This is a genomic window from Komagataeibacter rhaeticus (assembly GCF_003207855.1).
GTDB classification, from domain to species: domain Bacteria; phylum Pseudomonadota; class Alphaproteobacteria; order Acetobacterales; family Acetobacteraceae; genus Komagataeibacter; species Komagataeibacter rhaeticus.
On sequence record NZ_NKTZ01000013.1, the window covers coordinates 28,424 to 47,910 of the forward strand.

Here is a 19,487-nt window from a genome sequence, read left to right on the forward strand (position 1 = left end):
GGACAGGCGTTCAACAATGTTGAATTTAGCCGGAATTCCATCGGCCGCATGATCATCATCCGGCCGGGCGCCCGGGCGACACCACATATCCGGTTACGGATGGCCATCGGACCTGCCGCGTTGTGGATTGCCAGATGGCTCCATCATGTTTTTTATAGTAATTTATAAAAAAATAAAAAATTTCAACACTATTAAATTTTATATTCAAGCAGATTTATATTGATTGTATTGCAATTTATTTAAAATTGAAACTTTCAGACTTTAATATGGTCATTTCCAAATGAAATATATCGGGCAGGCGCCGCGACAATCGCAACGCGCAGCCTGAAGCCACATTCCCCACGACCGGCACCATGGTATCGGGCGCTGATAGCGCCCAAGGGCATGGAAAATGGCCAGCGCAGACCATGCCGCGTGCAGTAAGTCGGGCACCAGAGGGCGCACCGGAACCGTTTCCGGTCCCGAACCCTGCCGGCAGGCTGTCATCCCGATGGGCGTATTCCGGGGAACGCGGGTCCTGACCAGAGGCCGTGGGCGGATAAGGTACTGTCCGGACGGGGTGATGGACATGACGCACCTGTTTGTAATGATAATCATTATTATAATATTGTTTTACGAATTATTGACCGCAGCGAATTCGTTCAGGTTCGCGTCAGCTTTTCCTGCTATCAGCATGGCATCATCATTGTGATGATATGGGTTTATATATGCTGAGGAATAGACACATAACACTATGCGAAGGCTATCGCTGCCCCGTCTGTCCGCAACCCGCCCTGTCTTTCCGGCCACCCGTCCCGCCCGGGCGGGACGTCCCTGCCTGACCCCCTGGCGGGGCATCCGGCCGTACGGGGGCAGTCCCCCCATACGGATCAGCCATGGCCACGCGCTCATTGCATGATGGACGACGCGTGAGACATTCCATGCCGCCCATCGTCCTGCCTGTAGCCCTGGCCTGCGCCATGTTGTGGGCATTCCCCCTGCGGGCGCAAGGGGTGCAGCCCGCCCCGTCGTTTCACGAGGCGGTCAACATGGCCTGGGCCATCGACCCCGTCCGCACCGAACTGCAGGTCGGCCACCATTCCGCCAGGGCCCGCGCCAGTGCCGCGGGGTCGTGGTTCGCCGGCGGCCCGACCCTGTCGGGTGAATATATGGATGACCACATGCTGGGCAGTAATGAAGGCTACACCACCTATCAGGGCGGCGTGTCCGTGCCGCTATGGCTGCCGGGGCAGGGCAGTGCCACCCGGCAGGTGGCCACCGCCGAAGCGGATTCCCTGGATGAACAGATCAATGTCGAACACATGGCCCTGTCCATCCGGGTGCTTGACGCAACCGCCGCCGCCCTGATCGCCAGCACCCGGGTGACGGTTGCGCGCGCCCTTTACGAAGCCGTGGCGCGCATGGGGGCCAGCACCGCCCATGCGGTACACGGGGGCGAACTGGCCGCGACCGACGGGCAGATGGCGCAGGCGGCAGTGGAAAACGCCCGCAACGAACTGGCCCTGGCGCAGGAGGAGGCACAGGACACCCGTGCCGCGCTGGAGGTCCTGCTGGGCCACCCGGTCATGCCCGACCTGACCCGCTATGGCGGGGGCGACGTAACGCGCGCGCGCTTTGTCAGCCCGCGTGACATGGAAGATAACGACCCCCGCATCAAGGCCGCGCACCGCAGCGTGGAGGCCGCCGAGGCCAACATGAAGCTGGCCCGCCGGTCCTTCATGCCCAACCCTGAAATTGGCGTGGATGCCATCCATGAAAAACAGTACGGCAGCCCGTGGGATGACCGGGTGGGGCTGAATTTCAGCATTCCCCTGCCCAGCGAGGTCCGTAACACCCCCATCATGTCCGAAGCCCGCAACCGGCTGGCCGCCGCCACCAGCCAGGAAACGCAGGCCAGGCGCATGGTCCATCTGGAACTGACGCGCGTGCGTGAACGCCTGATTGCGGCCACGACCGCGCGGCAGGCGGGCATTGCCGCCGCCGAAAGCATGGAAAAACGCGCCATCGCGCAGGAACATGCCTGGCGGCTGGGGGAAACGGGGCTTGATACGGCGCTTGCGGCCCGTCAGGCGGCCTGTGCCGCCCGCCTGACGCGCGTGCGCGCGGAAGTGGAATGGCATGTGGCCAGTATCCGCATGCTCATCGCCACGGGTATCGTGCCATGAGACGCCCGACCATCGCCCTGTTCCTTCTCGCACTGTCCTGCCTGCCCGCCCGGGCGGAGGAAGAGGGTGCCCTCCCGCCGGTAGTGAAGCTGGACGCGGCGGCGGCAGGCAACGAAGGCATTGCCGTCACCCTGTCCACGCCGGGCACGCTGGCCCCCGTGCTGCCGGTCATAAGCCGGGTCATGCCCGATACGACGCGGGTGGTGCATATCCACCCCGCCGGCAGTGGCAAGGTGCTGGCGGTACTGGTGCAGCCGGGCACGCATGTCGCGCGGGGGCAGGCGCTGCTGCGCTATCAGGACCATTCACTGCATGTCGCCCGCCTGCAGGCCGTCCAGATGCGTGCGGCCCTGACCGCCGCCATCGCGGCACGCAGTGATGCGGCGGCCGCCGTGCAGCGTGCCCGGGCGCTGGCGGGGGAGAGCATATCCTTTGCCGAACTGCGCCGCAGGCAGGACGCGCTGGCACAGGCCGATGCCACCATGCGCGCCCGCCAGGCGGATGTGGACACGCTGGGCCACCGCTTTGCGGAGGAGTTCAATTCATCCTCCGAACAGGACAGCCAGGGCGCGGAGGACGAGACCTCGACCCTGATTTCCCCGGTCGATGGCGTGGTGCAGGCGATCAGTACGTCGGTGGCGGGCGACGTGGACCCGACCATGGACGTGGCGACCGTGGCCGACCTGTCCAGCATATGGATCGTATCGGATATCGCCCCCGATCAGGCCGCCCGGATCGCACCCGGTGGCCAGCAGGTGACACAGACCGCCGGTGGCCCGCTGGTATCGCGCATCGACACGGTGGATGGCATGGCCAGCCCGCTGACCGGACTGGTCCGGGTCATAAGCCGCGTGGCCAACCCCACCGGCGCGCTGGTGCCCGGCATGGTGCTGGATGCCACGCTGGCGCAGCGTGACAGTGTTGCGGGCATTGTCGTGCCGTCCGAAGCCATCCAGCGCATTGACGGGCGCAGCATCGTGTTCGTGCGCGCAAGCGGGACCGATTACCGGCCCGTGGTGGTTGATGTGGCGCTGGATGACGGCACACACGCGGTGCTACGCGGCGGCCTGAGGGGGGGGGAAGCGGTGGTGGGCCACGGCAGCTTCGCCCTGCGCTCGGTCATCGGCCTTGCCGGAATGGATGCGGACTGATGGCGCGCCGGTATCTTGAATCCCTGCTGCGTGCGCGCATGCTGGTGCTGGGCGGGCTTGGCCTGCTGCTGGCGGCCGGGCTGATGGCCGTTCTGGGCCTGCCGGTGGAGGCCGTGCCCGATATTTCGCCCAGACAGGTGCTCGTCTCGGTCGTGGCGCCCGGACTGGCTACGGAGGAGGTGGAAAAGCTCATCACCTTCCCGCTTGAGGCCAGCATGACCGGCATTCCCGGCATGACCGACCTGCGCTCCGTCTCCCGCGGGGGGGTATCGGTGGTGTATGTGCAGTTTGCCGATGACACCGACATCAACCTTGACCGCACCCGCGTGAACGAACGCATACAGCAGGCGCGCTCAAGCATATCCGTGCCCGGCATTACCGTCAGCATGGGGCCGCTGGCCACCGGCATGGGCGAGATCATGCAGTTCCAGATCCGTGGCGCCGGGCGCTCGCTCATGGACCTCAACCGCATCATGAACTGGACCGTGGTGCCACAGATGCGCCTTGTGCCCGGTGTGGTTGACGTCAACGTCAATGGCGGGGCGGAAGAGACATACGAGGTGACGCTGGACCCCGCCCGGCTGATCGGCGGCAACCTGTCGGTGGGGGAGGTCTACCGCGCGGTGGATGCGAACAACGCGGCATCGGGTGGCGGATGGATCACCCATCATGCCGAACAGCAGAGCGTGGTGGGGCGCGGGCTGGTGGGCAGCCTTGCGGATTTTGGCAACATCGCGGTGCGTACCAACCCCGATGGGTCCGCCGTGCGGCTGCGTGACCTGGGCCGCATCACCACGGGGGCACGCACCCGGCTGGGCGCCGTGACCCGTGACGGGCAGGGCGAGATCGTGATCGGCGTGGTCATGATGGAAAGCGGGGCCAGTTCCAACGCCACCCTTGCCGCGATAGACCACGCCCTGCCGGGCATCAGGCAGGCGCTGCCCCCCGGGGTCACGATCGAACCCTACTACACCCGCGCCACCCTGACCGGGCAGACCATCGCCACCGTGCGCGACAACCTGGCCATGGGGGCCGTGCTGGTGGTGGGGGTGCTGGTGGTGGTGATCGGCAGCTGGCAGGCGGCGCTTGTCATTGCCTCGGTCATTCCGGTGGCGCTGGTCTGCGCCATGGCGGGCATGCGGCAGTTCGGCATCTCGGCCAACCTGCTCAGCCTGGGCGCGATCGATTTCGGCATGATCGTCGATGGCTCGCTGGTGGTGATCGAGCATGTCCTGTCGCGGCGGGAGGAGGAGCCGGAGGCGGAATTCATCCCGCTCGTGGTCTCGTCCGTGCAGCAGGTCATGCGCCCGGTGGGGTTCGCCATACTGGTCATCATCATGGTCTACCTGCCCATCCTGACCCTGCAGGGGATCGAGGGACACATGTTCCGCCCCATGGCGCAGACGGTCATCATGGCGCTGCTGGCGTCGCTTGCCTACTGCTTCATCTGCGTGCCCGTGCTGGCCAGCCTTGCGCTCGGGCGTATCCGTCCCGCGGGTGATACCAGGCTGATCGCCTTTCTGCGCCGCCCCTATACGGTCATGGTGACGTGGGGGGAGGGGCATCCGCGCATCCTGTTCGGCGGCACGCTGGCGGTGCTGGCCGTATCGGCGCTCCTTGCGGCACGGCTGGGGGGCGAGTTCATTCCCCAGCTGGATGAAGGCGCGCTTGCGGTCACCACCACGCGGCTGCCCTCGGCCTCGCTCGATACGGTTCTGGCCTCGGTCATGAAGCAGGAGCAGATCCTGCGCCGCTTCCCCGAAGTCCGTTCCGTGGTCAGCAATACCGGCACGTCCGCCATTCCCACCGACCCGATGGGCGTGAACGAGACCGACAGCTTCATCTTCCTCAACCCGCCCTCCACATGGAAGACCGCCCGCACGCAGGCCGGCCTTGTGGCGGCAATGGATGAGACCCTGAAGCGCGAACTGCCCGATGCGCTGTATTCATGGAGCCAGCCGGTGCAGATGCGCATGGATGACCTGCTGTCGGGCGTGCGCACGCAGATTGCCGTCTCGATCTTTGGCGATGACCTGGCCACGCTGGCCAATCTGGGGGACCGGGTAGTGGCGGCCATGTCGGGCGTGAAGGGCGCGGCGGACGTGGCGGCGGCGGGTGATGGCACGGTGCCGCTGGTCGTGGTCGATATCGACCGCACGCAGGCCGCCAGCCGCAACGTGGCGGTGCAGGACATCCTGGACACGGTGGAGGCCATAGGCGGGCATATCGGCGCACGGCCGGTCATCGTGGACAACGCCATCATCAGCACGCAGGTGCGCCTTGATGCCCGCAGTGCCGCCTCGGCTACCGCAATCGGCATGCTGCAGGTCCGGCGGATGGACGGGGCGGGGAACGTCATGCTCTCGCAGGTGGCGCATGTGCATGAAGTCGACGGCCCGCCCCGCATAAGCCGCGACCGGGTGCGCCGGCGCATGGTGGTGCAGGCCAATGTGCGCGGGCGCGACCTGGCCTCCTATGTGGCCGAGGCGCAGGCCCGCGTGGCGCGGGACGTGAAACTGCCCGCAGGCTATACCATGCAGTGGGACGGACAGTTCCGGAACCTGCAATCGGCCATGCAGCGGCTGGAAATCGTGCTGCCCATTGCCCTTGGCCTGATCTTCGCGCTGCTGGTGGTGGCGTTCGGGGCGGTGCGGCCCGCGCTGCTGGTGTTTGTCAACCTGCCGGTGGCGGCAACCGGGGGCGTGGTGGCGCTGACGCTGCGTGGCATGCCGTTCAGCATTTCGGCGGGCATCGGCTTCATCGCGCTGTTTGGCGTGGCGATCCTGAACGGGGTGGTGCTGGTCAGTGAAATCGCGGCCCTGCGGGCGCGCGGCATGGCGGTGGCGCAGGCGGCCTTTGCGGCGGCGGAATCGCGTTTCCGCCCGGTCATGGCCACGGCGCTTGTGGCCAGCCTTGGCTTTTTCCCCATGGCGTTTTCCGAAAGCGCGGGGGCCGAGGTCGAACGCCCGCTGGCCAGTGTGGTGATTGGCGGCCTGGTCACGTCCACGCTCCTGACCCTGCTGGTGCTGCCATCGCTTTATGCCCGCGTCATGCGAGAGAGGGATCTGGACTGAAATGCGTATCCTTATTGTGGAAGATGAACATGACCTGGGGGCGGCCGTGCAGGAATGCGTGCGGCTGGACGGGCATGCGGTGGACTGGTTCACCACCATAGAGGATGCGCGCGCGGCCCTGGCCACGGTGGCGTATGACTTCATGCTGCTTGACCTGGGGCTGCCCGATGGAAACGGGCGTGACCTGCTGCGTGAAATCCGCCGTACATCGTCTGATATCGCCATTCTCGTCACCACGGCGGAGGACCAGGTAAGTGACCGGATTGCCGGGCTGTCGGACGGGGCGGATGACTATATCGTCAAGCCCTATGACCTGAACGAACTGGTTGCCCGCATTGCCGCCGTGGCGCGGCGCTATGCCGCCCCGCGCAGGCAGGCGCAGTACCATATTGGCGATATTACGATAGACCGCGAAAACCGTTCCGTATCGCGCGCCGGGCAGGGGCTGGACCTTACCGCGCGGGAATGGGCCATCATGGAACTGCTTTCGCGCAGTCCGGGGCGGATCTATTCACGCCAGCAGATCGACACCGCGCTGTACGCGCTGGACCAGGACGTGGACAGCAACACGGTGGAGGTGTTCATAAGCCGCCTGCGGCGCAAGGTGGGCAATACCGTCATCCGCACCATACGTGGGCGGGGCTACTGCCTGGATGAAAAAAACGGTTCATGAAAAGCTGGTGCCCTTGAATAGCAGATTTCCGGTTCAGGCCGCGCCTGCCGGCGCATGGGGGTGCTGATGCGCCTTTCCCTGCGTACCGACTACGCATTCCGCGTACTGATCCACCTGGCGGCCAATCCCGATACGCGCGTTACCATCCGGGCCATTTCCACGCTGCACCGCATCTCCCACAACCATCTCATGAAAGTCGTGCACCATCTGTGCCTGTGTGGACTTGTGACGGGAACCCGGGGGCGTACCGGCGGAATTCACCTGGCCATGTCGCCCGGACACATCATGGTGGGTCATGTTATCCGGGTAATGGAAACGCAGGGCGAATTCATGGCCGGGCATGCACCATCTGGCAACAGCCGGTTTCTGGCGGCTGATGCCCGCCCGCTTTGCCACCTGACGGCAAGGGCCATGGATGCGTTCATGGCGGTTCTGGAGGACATGAGCATACAGGACCTTGTGGGCAGCCCGGAACTGGTGCGGTCGGTCTGTGCCGCGGGCGCCGCGTGAAGGCAGGCGCGCAGGGCCGCGGGGGCGGTCAGTGGGCGGTGTGGGTCTTTCCGGTGCCACGGGCCACGCCGTGCGGGCCAAGGGGCAGGGTGATGCGCACCCGCAGGCCGTGTGGCCGGTTGTGGTGGAAGGTCACGCTGCCGCGATGGCGCTGCACGATGTCATGGATGATCGAAAGCCCCAGTCCCAGCCCGCCATCCGAACTGCGGGCAGGGTCCAGCCGGGCAAAGGGCAGCAGGACGGTATCGTGCATTTCGGCGGGAATGCCGGGACCGTCATCCGCCACGTCAATCACGGCCGTGTCCCCGTCGCGCTGTATGCCGACCTGCACCCTGGTCCCGTATTTGCAGGCGTTGTCGATCAGGTTGTTGACCACGCGCGCCAGGGCGACGGGCTGGCACAGGCAGGTCAGGCCCAGATCCCCCTGACAGGTGACCTGCCGGCCGGTGGCCTCGAATTCCGCGCATACGCTTTCCACCAGCGCGCCCAGGTCGACCGGTTCCGCCGGTTCCGTGTCACCCTGGCCCTTCAGGAAGACCAGTGCCCCGTTCAGCATCCGGTTCATCAGCCACAGGTCATTGCGCAGGGCGGCGGGAGCGGCGTCATCGCCCCCCATTTCAATGCGCATGGACAGTCGTGTCAGGGGCGTGCGCAGGTCGTGGCCGATGGCCATGAGCATGCGGGTCCGCTCCTCGGCGGCGGCGGCAATGCGGGCCTGCATGCGGTTGAAGGCGCGCGCCACGCGGCGCAGTTCCACCGGTCCCTGCTCGGTCAGGGGTTCGGGCGTTATGTCATAGCCAAAGTTTTCCGCCTTGTTGGCCAGTACCTTCAGCGGGCGGTTGATGCGCCACAGGCTCCATAGCGACAGCGCGCCCATGATCACCAGCAGCGACAGGAAGGACACGATCAGCGGTAGCGTGGCGCGCATGAGCTGGGGCAGGTGATGGTTGATGCCGTTATGCAGGGTGATGAAAATCCCCTCACGCGGCATGTCGATATGGGTGGAGGTCATGCCGCTGGAATCGGCCGCGCAGGTCGAGACGCGGATCAGCGCGTTGCGGTTGCCCGCCTGCGCCTGCAGGATACGCCGCAGCAGGATGGAAAAATGCCCGGTCGGCACCGGCACGCAGGGGAAGGGGGCGGTGGTCTGGAACCCGGCATCGGGCGAGGACATGCCGCGTGCAACGGCCGCGCGCGCCTCGGGCGGGCTGGCGCGCAGGGCGTCGATTGCGGTTTCGATCGCCAGCGCGTTCGGCCATGGCCCCTCGGGCAGGGGGGGGACCGCCGGGCGCAGCGCGAAAACCAGAACGGCCACGACAAAGATGGTGACCAGCATGCTGCTGATCACGATCGCGCCCATCTGCCCGTAAACCGTGCGCGGCAGCAGGGAAAGGCGGCGGCGCATCACTCATCCATCCTGTTCGGGTCGAACACGTAGCCATCCCCCCGGACGGTGCGCAGCATTTCAAGCTGGCGGCCGCCATGGGCCAGCTTGCGGCGCAGGCGGCTGACCAGCAGGTCGATGCTGCGTTCCTCTACCGCGCCGGGCGCGTTGTAAAGCAGTTCGATGATGCGCTGGCGGCTCAGCAGCTGGCCGGCATGGTTCCACAGCAGCAGCAGCAGGTCGGTCTCCGCCCCGGTCAGGGTCATGCGCACGCCCTCGGTGCTGTACAGCGCGCGCTTGTGGGGGGAAAAGGTCCAGCTGCCGAAGCTGTAGCCGCGCGGCTCATCGGGCAGGACGGGGGCGGCAAGGGGCCTGCGCAGCACCGCGCGGATGCGGGCTGCCAGTTCACCCAGGTCAAAGGGCTTGCTGACATAGTCATCCGCCCCCAGGTCAAGCCCCGCGATCCGTTCACGGATATCGGCCAGGGCCGTGACCATGATGATCCGGGTGGCGCAGCGGGCGCGGATCAGGCGGCAGATGTCATGGCCACTTTCACGCGGCAGCATGAGGTCAAGCAGCACGATATCGGGTGTGCGGGCCGCCAGGATGGCCAGCACTTCCGACGCCGTCATGGCAGAGGCGACGTCATGCCCCCCATGGATGAGGAAACGGGTCAGCAGGCCGCGGATGTCCATGTCATCTTCCACCACCAGTACCAGCGGGCGCGCGCCACCCGGCGGCAGGCTTCCGCCACTGTGCCCCCCGTCGGGGTGATCCGTTCCTGCATGCCCAGTCACCAGTTCCGTGCTCCGCACCCGTTCATGACCCGATCCCATGAACATGGAGTATACGCCCCCGCTCCCGCCGCGTAGCGGCCGGGGGGCGGGCAGGCGCATTTATGTCAGGATTGACAAAAAGCCGCATGCCTGCGCGCCCGTCGCGGCGGTGATGGTGAATACGGGACACATGCGCCAGCCCGCCGGCAGGGCTGGCGTTCATTCCTGTCGCGGGTGTTTTTCAAGGAACGAGGGAACCAGCGGGTTGTCGCGCTGGAGCGAATTCTTGCTGGGCAGTTGCGAGACATCCCACCCGCCGCCCAGGTCGGCAATCAGCTTGACACTGGCCAGCAGGCGGTTTTCCTGAATCTGCAGGGCACTTTCCTGATCCCCCAGCGCGGTCTGCTGGGTGGTGATCACGGTGGTGTAGATGGCGGTGCCAAAACGGTATTCGTTCATCGCCACGTCAACGGCCTTCACCGCCGCGCGCACGGCGGCATCCTGCTGGCCGGCCTGCTGTTCAAGGATGCGCAGGCTGGAAAGCTGGTCTTCCGTATCCTGCAGGGCCGTCAGCACGGTCTGGCGATAGGTGGCGACCGCGTTGTCATAATCGGCATTGGCTTCCTGCACGGCGGCCGTCCGCGCGCCGCCTTCGAACAGGGTCTCGCTGCCCGCGGCCCCCAGTGACCAGATTCGGTTGGCGACCTGGATCAGCGACTGGACCGGATTGCCGCTGTAGCCATAGGCGGCGGACAGGGTGACATCGGGATAGAAGGCGGCGATGGCGGCCCCGATTTCCGCATTATATTCCTCCATGCCCCGTTCGGCCGCGGCAATGTCGGGACGGCGTTGCAGCAATGTGGCCGGCAGCGTGACCGGCACGGCCGGAATGGCCGAAGGCATGGCCGCGCGCGCAATGGTCAGGTCGGCGGGCGGGCGGCCCACCAGCACCGCAATCGCATGTTCATATTCCGACCGCGCCACATCCGTTGCGGTCGCACTGGCGCGGGTCTGCTGCAGTTCGGTTTCGGCCTGCAGTTCGTCGCCTGCGTTCAGCGTGCCGCCTTCGTGCTGGTTACGGATGATTTCAAGATTATGCGCATACAGCGCCGCCGACTGGTCCAGCAGCGATTTCAGGGATTCCTCATAGCGCATTTCAAAATAGTCCTGCGCCAGCTGCGACTGGTAGGACAGGCGGGCATTGGCAATATCGGCGGCACTGGCCTGTGCGGCGGTCACCTGTTCCTGTATCTGGCGGCGGATCTTGCCCCACAGGTCCAGATCCCAGTCGGCACTCAGTTCAGCGGCATAGGTGTTGCGCGTGGAGCCGGTGCTGTAGGTGGTGCCGCTGGTTGATGTCGCAGTGCTGCCCTGACTGTTGCGCGCAAAGCTGAGATCACCGGAAAGCGTTGGATACAGGCTGGCCTTCGCCGCGTTCACCATGGCGCGCGCCTTGCGGTACTGGGCTTCGTATTCCTTCAGGTTCTGGTTGGACAGCGCCACCTGGTCCTCCAGCGCGTTCAGGGTCGGGTCATTATAGACCAGCCACCATTTACCCTTCGGTATGGCCGCCATATCCGGCTGGCTGACCGTCCATCCGGGGGCGGGCTGCAGTTCCTTGAACCGGGCCGAGATGACGGGTGCGGGGTGTTTATAGCGCGGGCCAACCATCAGGCAGCCCGACAGCGTGAAAGCCGCCAGCAGGGACGTCGTGCCGCGCAGGGCCGCGCGCAGACGGGCGGAAAGGGAAGAAGGATACGACATGGAACTGTCCTGATACGTCATTACGCTCATGGGGAACGGGCAGGGCGCACGGCGCGCGCAATGGCATGGAAAATGGCGGGAAGGCGCTGACGCCCCCACTGGCCCAGACGGTCGAGATACAGGTACACGACCGGCGTCGTGTACAGTGTCAGGATCTGGCTGAACAGAAGCCCCCCCATGATCGCGATGCCCAGCGGGCGGCGCAGTTCCGCGCCATAGCCGTTACCCACGACAAGCGGCAGCGCCCCCATGGCGGCGGCCAGGGTCGTCATCATGATGGGGCGGAAGCGCAGCAGGCAGGCGGTATGGATGGCATCCTGTGCCGGGCGGTTGTGGGTGCGTTCCTCGGTAATGGCGAAGTCCACCAGCATGATGGCGTTCTTCTTCACGATCCCGATCAGCAGGATCAGCCCGATCAGCGCGATCAGGTCAAACTCCTGCCCGAACAGGTAAAGTGCCAGCAGCGCCCCCACCCCGGCCGAGGGCAGGGTGGACAGGATGGTCAGCGGATGGACGTAACTTTCATACAGGATGCCCAGCACCAGGTAGACCGCACCCAGTGCCGCCACGATCAGCAGCGGTTCATCACTGGCCGAACTCTGGAACTGGGCGGCGGTGCCGGCAAAATGTCCGTGGACGGAAGCCGGGATCTGCAGTTTCACGGTTTCTTCATTGATGATGCGCACGGCATCCGACATGGACGCACCCGACGCCAGGTTGAAGGACAGCGTGGCCGCGAGCGACTGCCCCTGATGGTTGACACTGAGCGGCATGGTGGCGGACTGCATGCTGGACACGACCGAAAGCGGCACCATCGTCTCTGCCGTAGACGACACGGCCGACCCGCTGGACGCCCCGCTGCCGCCAGCCAGGCTGTTCTGGATCTGGTTGGCAAAGGACTGGCTGCTGAGCGAGGACGTGGTGGTGGACGTGGTGGAGGCGGACGTGACCGTGATCGTATTGCTCTGCGTGCTGCCGCTGGCCGTGCCGCCAGACGTGCTGACCCAGAGCTGCTGCAGGATATCGGCATTGTCCCAGTATTTCGGCAGCACGTTCATCACGACGCGATACTGGTTGAGCGGGTTGTAGATCACCGAGGCCGCGCGCTGGCCAAAGGCGTCATAGATCGTGTTGGAGATCAGCTGCGGGGTCAGGCTCGTCCGCCCCGATACGTCACGGTTGATCATGACATTGGTGGAAAGCCCGCCCTGCTGCACGTCCGATGAGATGTCACGCAGCTGCGAATGGTGCTGGAGTGCCGTCTGCAGGCGTGGAATCCAGTGGTACAGCGTCGCCGCGTCATCGCTTTGCAACGTGTACTGATAGGCCCCGTTGGCCTGCCGCCCGCCCGAAGGCAGCAGGCTGGGCAGCATGGCGATGAAGCGCGCGCCCACGATGTCATGCGTGCGGTGCGCAAGGTCGGCCAGTGTCTGGCCGATGGGGATCGTGCGCTCGGCCTTGTCGGTCAGTTCCAGGAAGATGTTGGCCTGGTTGGTGGCATTGCGGCCACCGATGAAGCCGGTCACCGCCTGGACCTGTTTATTTTCCAGAACCCTTTTTTCCACCTCGTCAACCTTGCCCATCATGTCCTGGAAGGACGTGGCCTGGTCGGCAACCAGATGCGCCATCATCATGCCGGTATCCTCGGTCGGGAACAGGCCCTTGGGCATGATCACGAACAGAAGCCCCATCGCCCCGACCGTTGCGGGAAGCGAGAGCAGCACCAGCCTGCGATGGTACAGCGCCCGGCTGAGGGAGCGGCCATAGGCGTCCTCCACATAGGCAAAGCCCCGTTCCAGCCGGTCGGACAGGCGCGACCAGATGGTCGGTGGCCTGTCCGGGCGCGGGCCGCCCGGCGGCAGGATGCGCGCGCACATCATGGGGGTAAGCGTCAGCGACAGCCCCATGGACACCAGCACGGTGACCGAGATGGTCACCGCGAATTCGTGCAAAAGGCTGCCAATCAGCCCCCCCAGCATGAGAATGGGCAGGAACACCGCCACCAGCGAGACGGAAACCGACAGCACGGTAAAGGCCACTTCCTGCGCGCCCTGCAGCACGGCAGTAGCGCGGGTCGCCCCCTGTTCCATGTGGCGGCTGATATTCTCGATCACCACGATCGCATCATCCACCACGAAGCCCGTCGCAATGGTCAGCGCCATGAGCGAAAGGCTGTCGAGCGAATAATCCATGAGCTTCATCACGCCAAACGTCGTGACCAGCGAGGCCGGGATGACAATGGCGGGCACGATGGTCGTGCGTGGCGAGCGCAGGAACACCAGCACCACGCCCACCACCAGCAGCACCGACATGACCAGCGTGGCCTTGGTATCGGCCAGGGCCGCGCGGATGGTGGCGGAGCGGTCCATGCCCACATGCAGTTCCACATCGGCGGGCAGGGCGGCCTTCAGGGCCGGAAACTGCGCGCGGATCTGTGCAATGGTCTGGACCACATTCGCCCCCGCACGCGGGAAGACAATGGCCAGAACGGCGGGCCTGCGGTTGAAGAAGCCGCCATTTTCAACATTTTCCACCCCGTCGGTCACCTGCGCCACATCTTCCAGCCGGACGGGGCGGCTGCTGCGATAGGCCACGATCAGGCCCTTGAGGTCCTTTGCACCGTGCACCTGGTCATTGGTCTGCAAGATCAGGCGCTGCCTGCCGCGATTGAGGAACCCCTTGGGCGTATTGGCATTGGCCGATGACAGCGCGGCACGGATGTCCTCGAACCCGATGCCGTATTTGAACAGGGCAAGGGGATTGAGTTCCACCCGCACGGCCGGCAGCGCCGCGCCGCCCAGCAGGAGCTGCCCCACGCCATTGATCTGGGAGAGATGCTGTTCCAGCACGTTGGTCGCCACGTCATAGACCTGCGCGGGCGTCCGGGTGTCCGATGTCAGCGCCAGCACCATGACCGGCATGCCGGCGGTATTGGCCTCCACATAGGTGGGGTTCTGCCGCAGGGTGGCGGGCAGGTCCGCGCGGGCGGCCACGATGGCCGCCTGCACGTCGCGCGCGGCGCTGTTGATGTTGCGTGAGGTATCGAACTGCAGCGCAATGCTGACCTGCCCGCTCACGGACTGCGATGTCATTTCGGTCAGGCCCGCAATCGTGCCCAGATGCCGCTCCAGCGGTTCGGCAATCGTGCTGGCGATCTGTTCGGGCGTGCCACCCGCCTGCTGGGCCTGTACCTGAATGACCGGCAGGTCCACATTGGGCAGGTCGGATACGGGCAGCAGCCAGTAGCCGATGGCACCGGCGATCATCATGCCGATCACGATCAGCGTGGTGCCGATCGGGCGCTTTATGCACAGGGCGACGATCGACATCTCAGCCTGCCCCCCCCGAAGGCGCGGACGCATGGCGGGCGCGCAGGGCGGCAAAGCGCAGGCGTACCCGCTCCATGAACAGGTAGATGACCGGCGTGGTGAACAGGGTCAGCAACTGGCTGACCGCAAGGCCACCGACAATGGCATAGCCCAGCGGGCGGCGCAGTTCCGACCCGGTTCCGGTGCCCATCACCATGGGCATGGCGCCCAGCATGGCCGCCAGCGTGGTCATCAGGATCGGGCGGAAGCGCAGCCGGGCGGCGCGGGTGATCGACTGCACGGAATCCAGGCCCTCCACCCGTTCGGCCTCCAGCGCGAAATCGATCATCATGATGGCGTTCTTCTTCACGATGCCGATCAGCAGCACGATACCGATCACCCCCATCACATCCAGCCCCGAACCCGTGACCCACAGCACCAGCAGCGCACCGATGGCGGCCGAGGGCAGGGTGGACAGGATGGTCAGCGGGTGGATGAAACTTTCATACAGGACACCCAGCACGATATAGACGGCCACGAGGGCGGCCAGCACCAGCCAGGCCTCGTTGCTCATGCTGCCCGCGAACACGGCGGCCGTGCCCTGAAAGGATGTCTGCATGGTGGCGGGCAGGTGCAGCGACTGCTCCACCCGCGTGATCGCCTCGGTCGCGGCCCCCAGCGAATAGCCCGGTGCGACGTTGAACGAAATGGTGGCAGCCGGGAACTGCGCCACATGGGTAATCAGCAGCGGCGCGGTGGATGCCGTCGTGCGGGTCACCATGCTCATGGGCACAAGGCCGGATGACGGATCACGGGTCGGGCCGGACGTGCTGGTGGCCCCGCTGCCGCTGGCGGCCAGGTACAGCCTGTCCAGTGCCTCGGGCGTGGTCTGCAGCGTGGGGTCGGCCTCCAGGATCACGCGGTACTGGTTGGACTGGGTATAGATGGTGGAAATCTGGCGCTGGCCGAAGGAATCATACAGCAGGTTGTCCACCGTTTCCGGCGTGATGGAAAAACGCGCCCCCGTGGCGCGGTCCAGTGTGACACTGGCGGCCAGTCCCTGCGCCTGCAGGTCGGATGTGACATCGGCCAGGGCCGGTTCCCGGCGCAGGGCATCAATCAGGCGCAGCACCCATGTGGACAGGCGGCCGCTGTCGGAATCCGCCACCAGAAACTGGTACTGGGTGGCCGATACGTTGGTGTTCAGCGTCAGGTCCTGCACCGGTTGCAGGTAAAGCTGGGTTCCGGCTATGCCCGCTGTCTCGCGCTGGATGCGCTGGGCCACCCTTGCCGCCGTCAGGCTGCGTTTGTCATGGGGCGTCAGGTTGATTTCAAAACGCCCCCGGTTGAGCGTGGTGTTATCCCCATCCACACCAATATAGGAGGACAGGCTGACAACATCCGCATCCTTCGCAATCGCTGCCCCCAGCTTCTGCTGCATCTCGCGCATCGCATCGAACGAGATCGAGGCATCCATCACCGACACGCCCTGAATGACGCCGGTATCCTGTTCGGGGAATAGCCCCTTGGGAATGACCGCCACCAGCAGCCCGGTCAGCACCAGTGTGGCCACGAACAGGGCCAGTGTGGCGCGCTGGTGGCGCAGCACGCGCGTCAGCCCCCGGTCATAGGCATCGATGACCCGGACAATCAGCCGGTCGGTCGCCTGTGCCCAGCGCGGCTTGGTTACGGCGTGGGCCTTGTCCTTGAGCAGGCGGGCGCACATCATCGGCACCAGCGTCAGCGAGACCACGGCGGACAGGATGATGGTAACGGCCAGCGTCACCGCGAATTCATAGAACAGCCGCCCGATCACATCGCCCATGAACAGGAGCGGGATCAGCACGGCGATGAGCGAGATGGTGAGCGAGACGATGGTAAAGCCGATCTCGCCAGCCCCCTCCAGCGCCGCGTCCATCCGGTCACGGCCCATTTCGATATAGCGGGCGATGTTCTCGATCATGACAATCGCATCATCCACCACGAAGCCGGTGGAAATGGTGAGCGACATGAGCGAGAGGTTGTCGAGCGAAAACCCCATCATGTCCATCACCGCCAGCGTGCCGATAATGGACAGCGGCACGGACAGCGCCGGAATCACGGTGGCCGACGGGTCATGCAGGAACACGAAGATCACGCCCACCACCAGCGCCAGCGCCAGGCCCAGTTCGAATTCCACATCCGCCACGGATGCGCGGATGGTGGTGGTCCGGTCGGTCAGCGGCGTGATGGTGACGCCACCGGGCATGTCCTGCTGCAATGATGGCAGCGTGGCCTTGATGGCGTTGACGGTGTTGATGATGTTGGCCGAAGGCTGGCGGCGGATGTTCAGGATGATGGCCGGGGTCTGGTTCGACCATCCGGCAAGCTGGGTATCTTCTGCCCCTTCCACCACCGTTGCGATGTCACGCAGCCGGACCGGCCCCTGGCTGGTATCGGACCAGCCGACCACCTGGTTGAGCAGCTGGTCGGTGCTGGAAATCTGGCTGTCGATATGGATGGTGCGGTTCAGCTTTTTGCCATTGAAGCTGCCGGTGGGGGAATTGACGTTCACGTTGCCGATCGTGGTGCGCAGCGTATCAAGGTCAATGCCCAGCGCGGTGGCCTTGGGCACATTCACCCGCACGCGGTAGGCCTTCTTGTTCCCGCCTGACAGCGAGACCTCGCCCACGCCGGAAATTTCGCTGATCTTCTGCTGCAGGCGTGTCGTCACGTAATCCTGCACTTCGGGCAGCGACAGGGTGGTGGACGTGACCCCCAGGATCATGATGGGGGTGTCGGCCGGATTGACCTTGGAATAGATGGGCGGCGCGGGCAGGGCGCTGGGCAGCAGGGAATTGGCGGCGTTGATGGCTTCCTGCACTTCCTGTTCCGCCACATCCAGCGATATGGACAGCCCGAAGCGCAGCGTGATGACCGACGCCCCGGCCGAGGACTGGGATGTCATCTGGTCCAGCCCCGCCATTTCCCCCATCTGCCCTTCCAGCGGGGCGGTGACGGAAGTCATCATCACATCCGCACTGGCGCCGGGGTAGAAGGTGCGGACCACGATGGTGGGGTAATCCACTTCAGGCAGGGCCGAAATGGGCAGGAAGCGGTATCCGATCAGCCCGGCCAGCATCAGCGCGACCATAAGCAGCGTGGTGGCGACGGGCCGCTTTATGAACAGGCGGGAGGGATTCATCATCCCCCCTGCGTCGTGCTGGCGGGGATGGTGATCTTTGCCCCCGCGTGCAGGCGGTCGATGCCGGATGTGACCACCTGCTCATCCGCCTTCAGGCCGGCGGTGACGACAACCGTATCCCCCTGGCCTGTGCCGGTTTTCACCGGCCGCACGGCCACGGTGCCATCGGCCTGCGCCACATAGACAAAGGGACCATTGGGGCCGGACTGGATGGCGCTGGTGGGGGCAAGCAGCACGTCGTGCTCGGTATCGACCAGCAGGTGGGCATTGACGAACTGGTTGGGAAACAGCGATTCATCGGTATTGGGAAACAGCGCGCGCAGCCTGACCGTGCCGGTGGATGTATCGATCTGGCTGTCCAGGCTGCTGACCGCACCGTCGGTCAGCTTTGTGGTGTCCGTGCTGTCCCATGCCTCGACCGGCAGGGTCTTTGCCGTGCGCAGCCGCTTCCAGACCATGCCCAGCTTGTCCTGCGGCAGGGTGAAGATGACCGAGATCGGCTGCATCTGCGTCAGGACCGCAAGGCCGCCGGACTGGGCTGCGGTAATGTAATTGCCCCGGTCCACCGCGCGGATGCCGACACGGCCGCTGACGGGTGCGGTGATGTGGCAGTATTCAACATCCAGCCTGTAGGTATCGACCAGTCCCTGGTCGGCCTCCACCGTGCCTTCAAGCTGCTTGACCTTGTACTGCTGGTCCTGTGCCGTCTGGGTATCGATGCTGTCACGTTTGAGCAGCTTCTGGTAGCGGATGTTATCCATCCGCGCTTCATCAAGCTGCGCCTGATCGGCGGCAAGCTGCCCGGAATACTGCTTCAGTTCCGCCTCATAGGGGCGGGGGTCGATCACCGCCAGCAGGTCGCCTTCATGCACTTCCTGCCCTTCGGTAAAGAGCACCTGCGTCAGATAGCCGTCGACACGGCTCTGCACGGTTACGTTGGTGACGGGGATGACCGTGCCCAGTTCACTCAGCACAACCGGCATGTCACCTGATTTTATGGTGGCGACGGAAACCGGAATGCCCTGATCCGCCGCTTTCGTGGCCGCATGCGCGCCATACGGGCCGGTCACGATCAGGGCCGCCAGCACGGCGGTACGACAGGCAAGGCGGCCATGCCGCGCTGCGGGGAAAGGAAAAATATGGATACGCTGCATTACCGGGGGGATCCGTCCGTATGGTGGCGGGGCAGGGCGGGCGAGGGGGGGACTGCCGGTACGGCGGCGTTGCTGTCGGCCGTACCCGCCATGGAACGCCTGCCAGCCGACATGGCGCAACGGGACATGCATGCCGTGGCAACGACCGGCCGTGTGAACGCGTTCGTGATGGATGTGGCTGTAGGCTCCGGTCTCAATCCTGATTACTCCGCGCCAAGGCATTTACTCCCTGCAATGGCGCGAGGTTATCGTCATGGTGCCGCTGTCAGCCAGTGCATAAAGGATGGTCGGAGGTTTTATTTCAAAAATGACAAAAAATCGTCTGGGGGATTAAAATAAATTTC

At 64.9% G+C, this 19,487-nt stretch carries 12 protein-coding genes; 6 read left to right on the top strand and 6 right to left on the bottom strand.

The window, feature by feature from the left end:
• Positions 1-920: 920 nt before the first annotated feature.
• The 5 genes from CFR78_RS11790 to CFR78_RS11810 all read left to right on the top strand — a co-directional run bounded on the left by CFR78_RS11790 (position 921) and on the right by CFR78_RS11810 (position 7,573).
• The gene (locus CFR78_RS11790) at positions 921-2,165 is read left to right on the top strand and encodes a TolC family protein (protein WP_371440482.1); all 1,245 of its coding nucleotides are present in this window, start codon (positions 921-923) and stop codon (positions 2,163-2,165) included.
• Positions 2,162-3,316, top strand: coding sequence for an efflux RND transporter periplasmic adaptor subunit (locus CFR78_RS11795; RefSeq protein ID WP_034932699.1), 1,155 nt, complete (start codon positions 2,162-2,164; stop codon positions 3,314-3,316). Before CFR78_RS11790 ends, CFR78_RS11795 begins: the two co-directional genes overlap by 4 nt.
• On the top strand, positions 3,316-6,390 hold the full coding sequence (locus tag CFR78_RS11800; RefSeq protein ID WP_034932698.1) for an efflux RND transporter permease subunit: 3,075 nt from the start codon (positions 3,316-3,318) through the stop codon (positions 6,388-6,390). Before CFR78_RS11795 ends, CFR78_RS11800 begins: the two co-directional genes overlap by 1 nt.
• 1 nt (position 6,391) lies before the next feature.
• Positions 6,392-7,063, top strand: coding sequence for a response regulator transcription factor (locus CFR78_RS11805; protein WP_034932696.1), 672 nt, complete (start codon positions 6,392-6,394; stop codon positions 7,061-7,063).
• A gap of 66 nt (positions 7,064-7,129) precedes the next feature.
• Positions 7,130-7,573, top strand: a complete 444-nt coding sequence (locus CFR78_RS11810; RefSeq protein ID WP_258366085.1) for an RrF2 family transcriptional regulator — start codon at positions 7,130-7,132, stop codon at positions 7,571-7,573.
• Positions 7,574-7,601: 28 nt separating this feature from the next.
• On the opposite strand, the gene CFR78_RS11815 is transcribed toward CFR78_RS11810, so the two are convergent.
• From CFR78_RS11815 to CFR78_RS11840, 6 genes are all read right to left on the bottom strand, one after another.
• Positions 7,602-8,978 carry an ATP-binding protein gene (locus CFR78_RS11815; RefSeq protein ID WP_110581188.1) on the bottom strand — a complete coding sequence of 459 codons (1,377 nt, stop codon included), beginning with the start codon at positions 8,976-8,978 and terminating at the stop codon, positions 7,602-7,604.
• Entirely contained in the window at positions 8,978-9,754 is a 777-nt protein-coding gene (locus CFR78_RS11820; RefSeq protein WP_225063402.1) for a response regulator transcription factor, read from the bottom strand. Before CFR78_RS11820 ends, CFR78_RS11815 begins: the two co-directional genes overlap by 1 nt.
• 198 nt (positions 9,755-9,952) lie before the next feature.
• Positions 9,953-11,497, bottom strand: coding sequence for an efflux transporter outer membrane subunit (locus tag CFR78_RS11825; protein WP_034932752.1), 1,545 nt, complete (start codon positions 11,495-11,497; stop codon positions 9,953-9,955).
• A gap of 26 nt (positions 11,498-11,523) precedes the next feature.
• Positions 11,524-14,826, bottom strand: a complete 3,303-nt coding sequence (locus CFR78_RS11830) for an efflux RND transporter permease subunit (RefSeq protein ID WP_007398574.1) — start codon at positions 14,824-14,826, stop codon at positions 11,524-11,526.
• A gap of 1 nt (position 14,827) precedes the next feature.
• Positions 14,828-17,989 (bottom strand): efflux RND transporter permease subunit, encoded by a 3,162-nt coding sequence (locus tag CFR78_RS11835; RefSeq protein WP_110581189.1) that lies wholly within the window; start codon positions 17,987-17,989, stop codon positions 14,828-14,830.
• The gene (locus tag CFR78_RS11840) at positions 17,989-19,143 is read right to left on the bottom strand and encodes an MdtA/MuxA family multidrug efflux RND transporter periplasmic adaptor subunit (RefSeq protein WP_007398576.1); all 1,155 of its coding nucleotides are present in this window, start codon (positions 19,141-19,143) and stop codon (positions 17,989-17,991) included. The genes CFR78_RS11835 and CFR78_RS11840 overlap by 1 nt, the downstream gene beginning before the upstream one ends.
• Here CFR78_RS11840 and CFR78_RS16040 point away from each other — a divergent pair.
• Positions 19,129-19,482 carry a hypothetical protein gene (locus tag CFR78_RS16040; RefSeq protein ID WP_146221286.1) on the top strand — a complete coding sequence of 118 codons (354 nt, stop codon included), beginning with the start codon at positions 19,129-19,131 and terminating at the stop codon, positions 19,480-19,482. The genes CFR78_RS11840 and CFR78_RS16040 overlap by 15 nt on opposite strands.
• Positions 19,483-19,487: the final 5 nt, after the last annotated feature.

Bases quoted from the DNA above. Each gene is read 5' to 3' on its own strand.
- CFR78_RS11790 (WP_371440482.1), top strand. From the start codon at position 921: ATGCCGCCCATCGTCCTGCCTGTAGCCCTGGCCTGCGCCATGTTGTGG.
- CFR78_RS11795 (WP_034932699.1), top strand. From the start codon at position 2,162: ATGAGACGCCCGACCATCGCCCTGTTCCTTCTCGCACTGTCCTGCCTG.
- CFR78_RS11800 (WP_034932698.1), top strand. From the start codon at position 3,316: ATGGCGCGCCGGTATCTTGAATCCCTGCTGCGTGCGCGCATGCTGGTG.
- CFR78_RS11805 (WP_034932696.1), top strand. From the start codon at position 6,392: ATGCGTATCCTTATTGTGGAAGATGAACATGACCTGGGGGCGGCCGTG.
- CFR78_RS11810 (WP_258366085.1), top strand. From the start codon at position 7,130: ATGCGCCTTTCCCTGCGTACCGACTACGCATTCCGCGTACTGATCCAC.
- CFR78_RS11815 (WP_110581188.1), bottom strand. From the start codon at position 8,978: ATGCGCCGCCGCCTTTCCCTGCTGCCGCGCACGGTTTACGGGCAGATG.
- CFR78_RS11825 (WP_034932752.1), bottom strand. From the start codon at position 11,497: ATGTCGTATCCTTCTTCCCTTTCCGCCCGTCTGCGCGCGGCCCTGCGC.
- CFR78_RS11830 (WP_007398574.1), bottom strand. From the start codon at position 14,826: ATGTCGATCGTCGCCCTGTGCATAAAGCGCCCGATCGGCACCACGCTG.
- CFR78_RS11835 (WP_110581189.1), bottom strand. From the start codon at position 17,989: ATGAATCCCTCCCGCCTGTTCATAAAGCGGCCCGTCGCCACCACGCTG.
- CFR78_RS16040 (WP_146221286.1), top strand. From the start codon at position 19,129: ATGGATACGCTGCATTACCGGGGGGATCCGTCCGTATGGTGGCGGGGC.
- CFR78_RS11840 (WP_007398576.1), bottom strand. From the start codon at position 19,143: ATGCAGCGTATCCATATTTTTCCTTTCCCCGCAGCGCGGCATGGCCGC.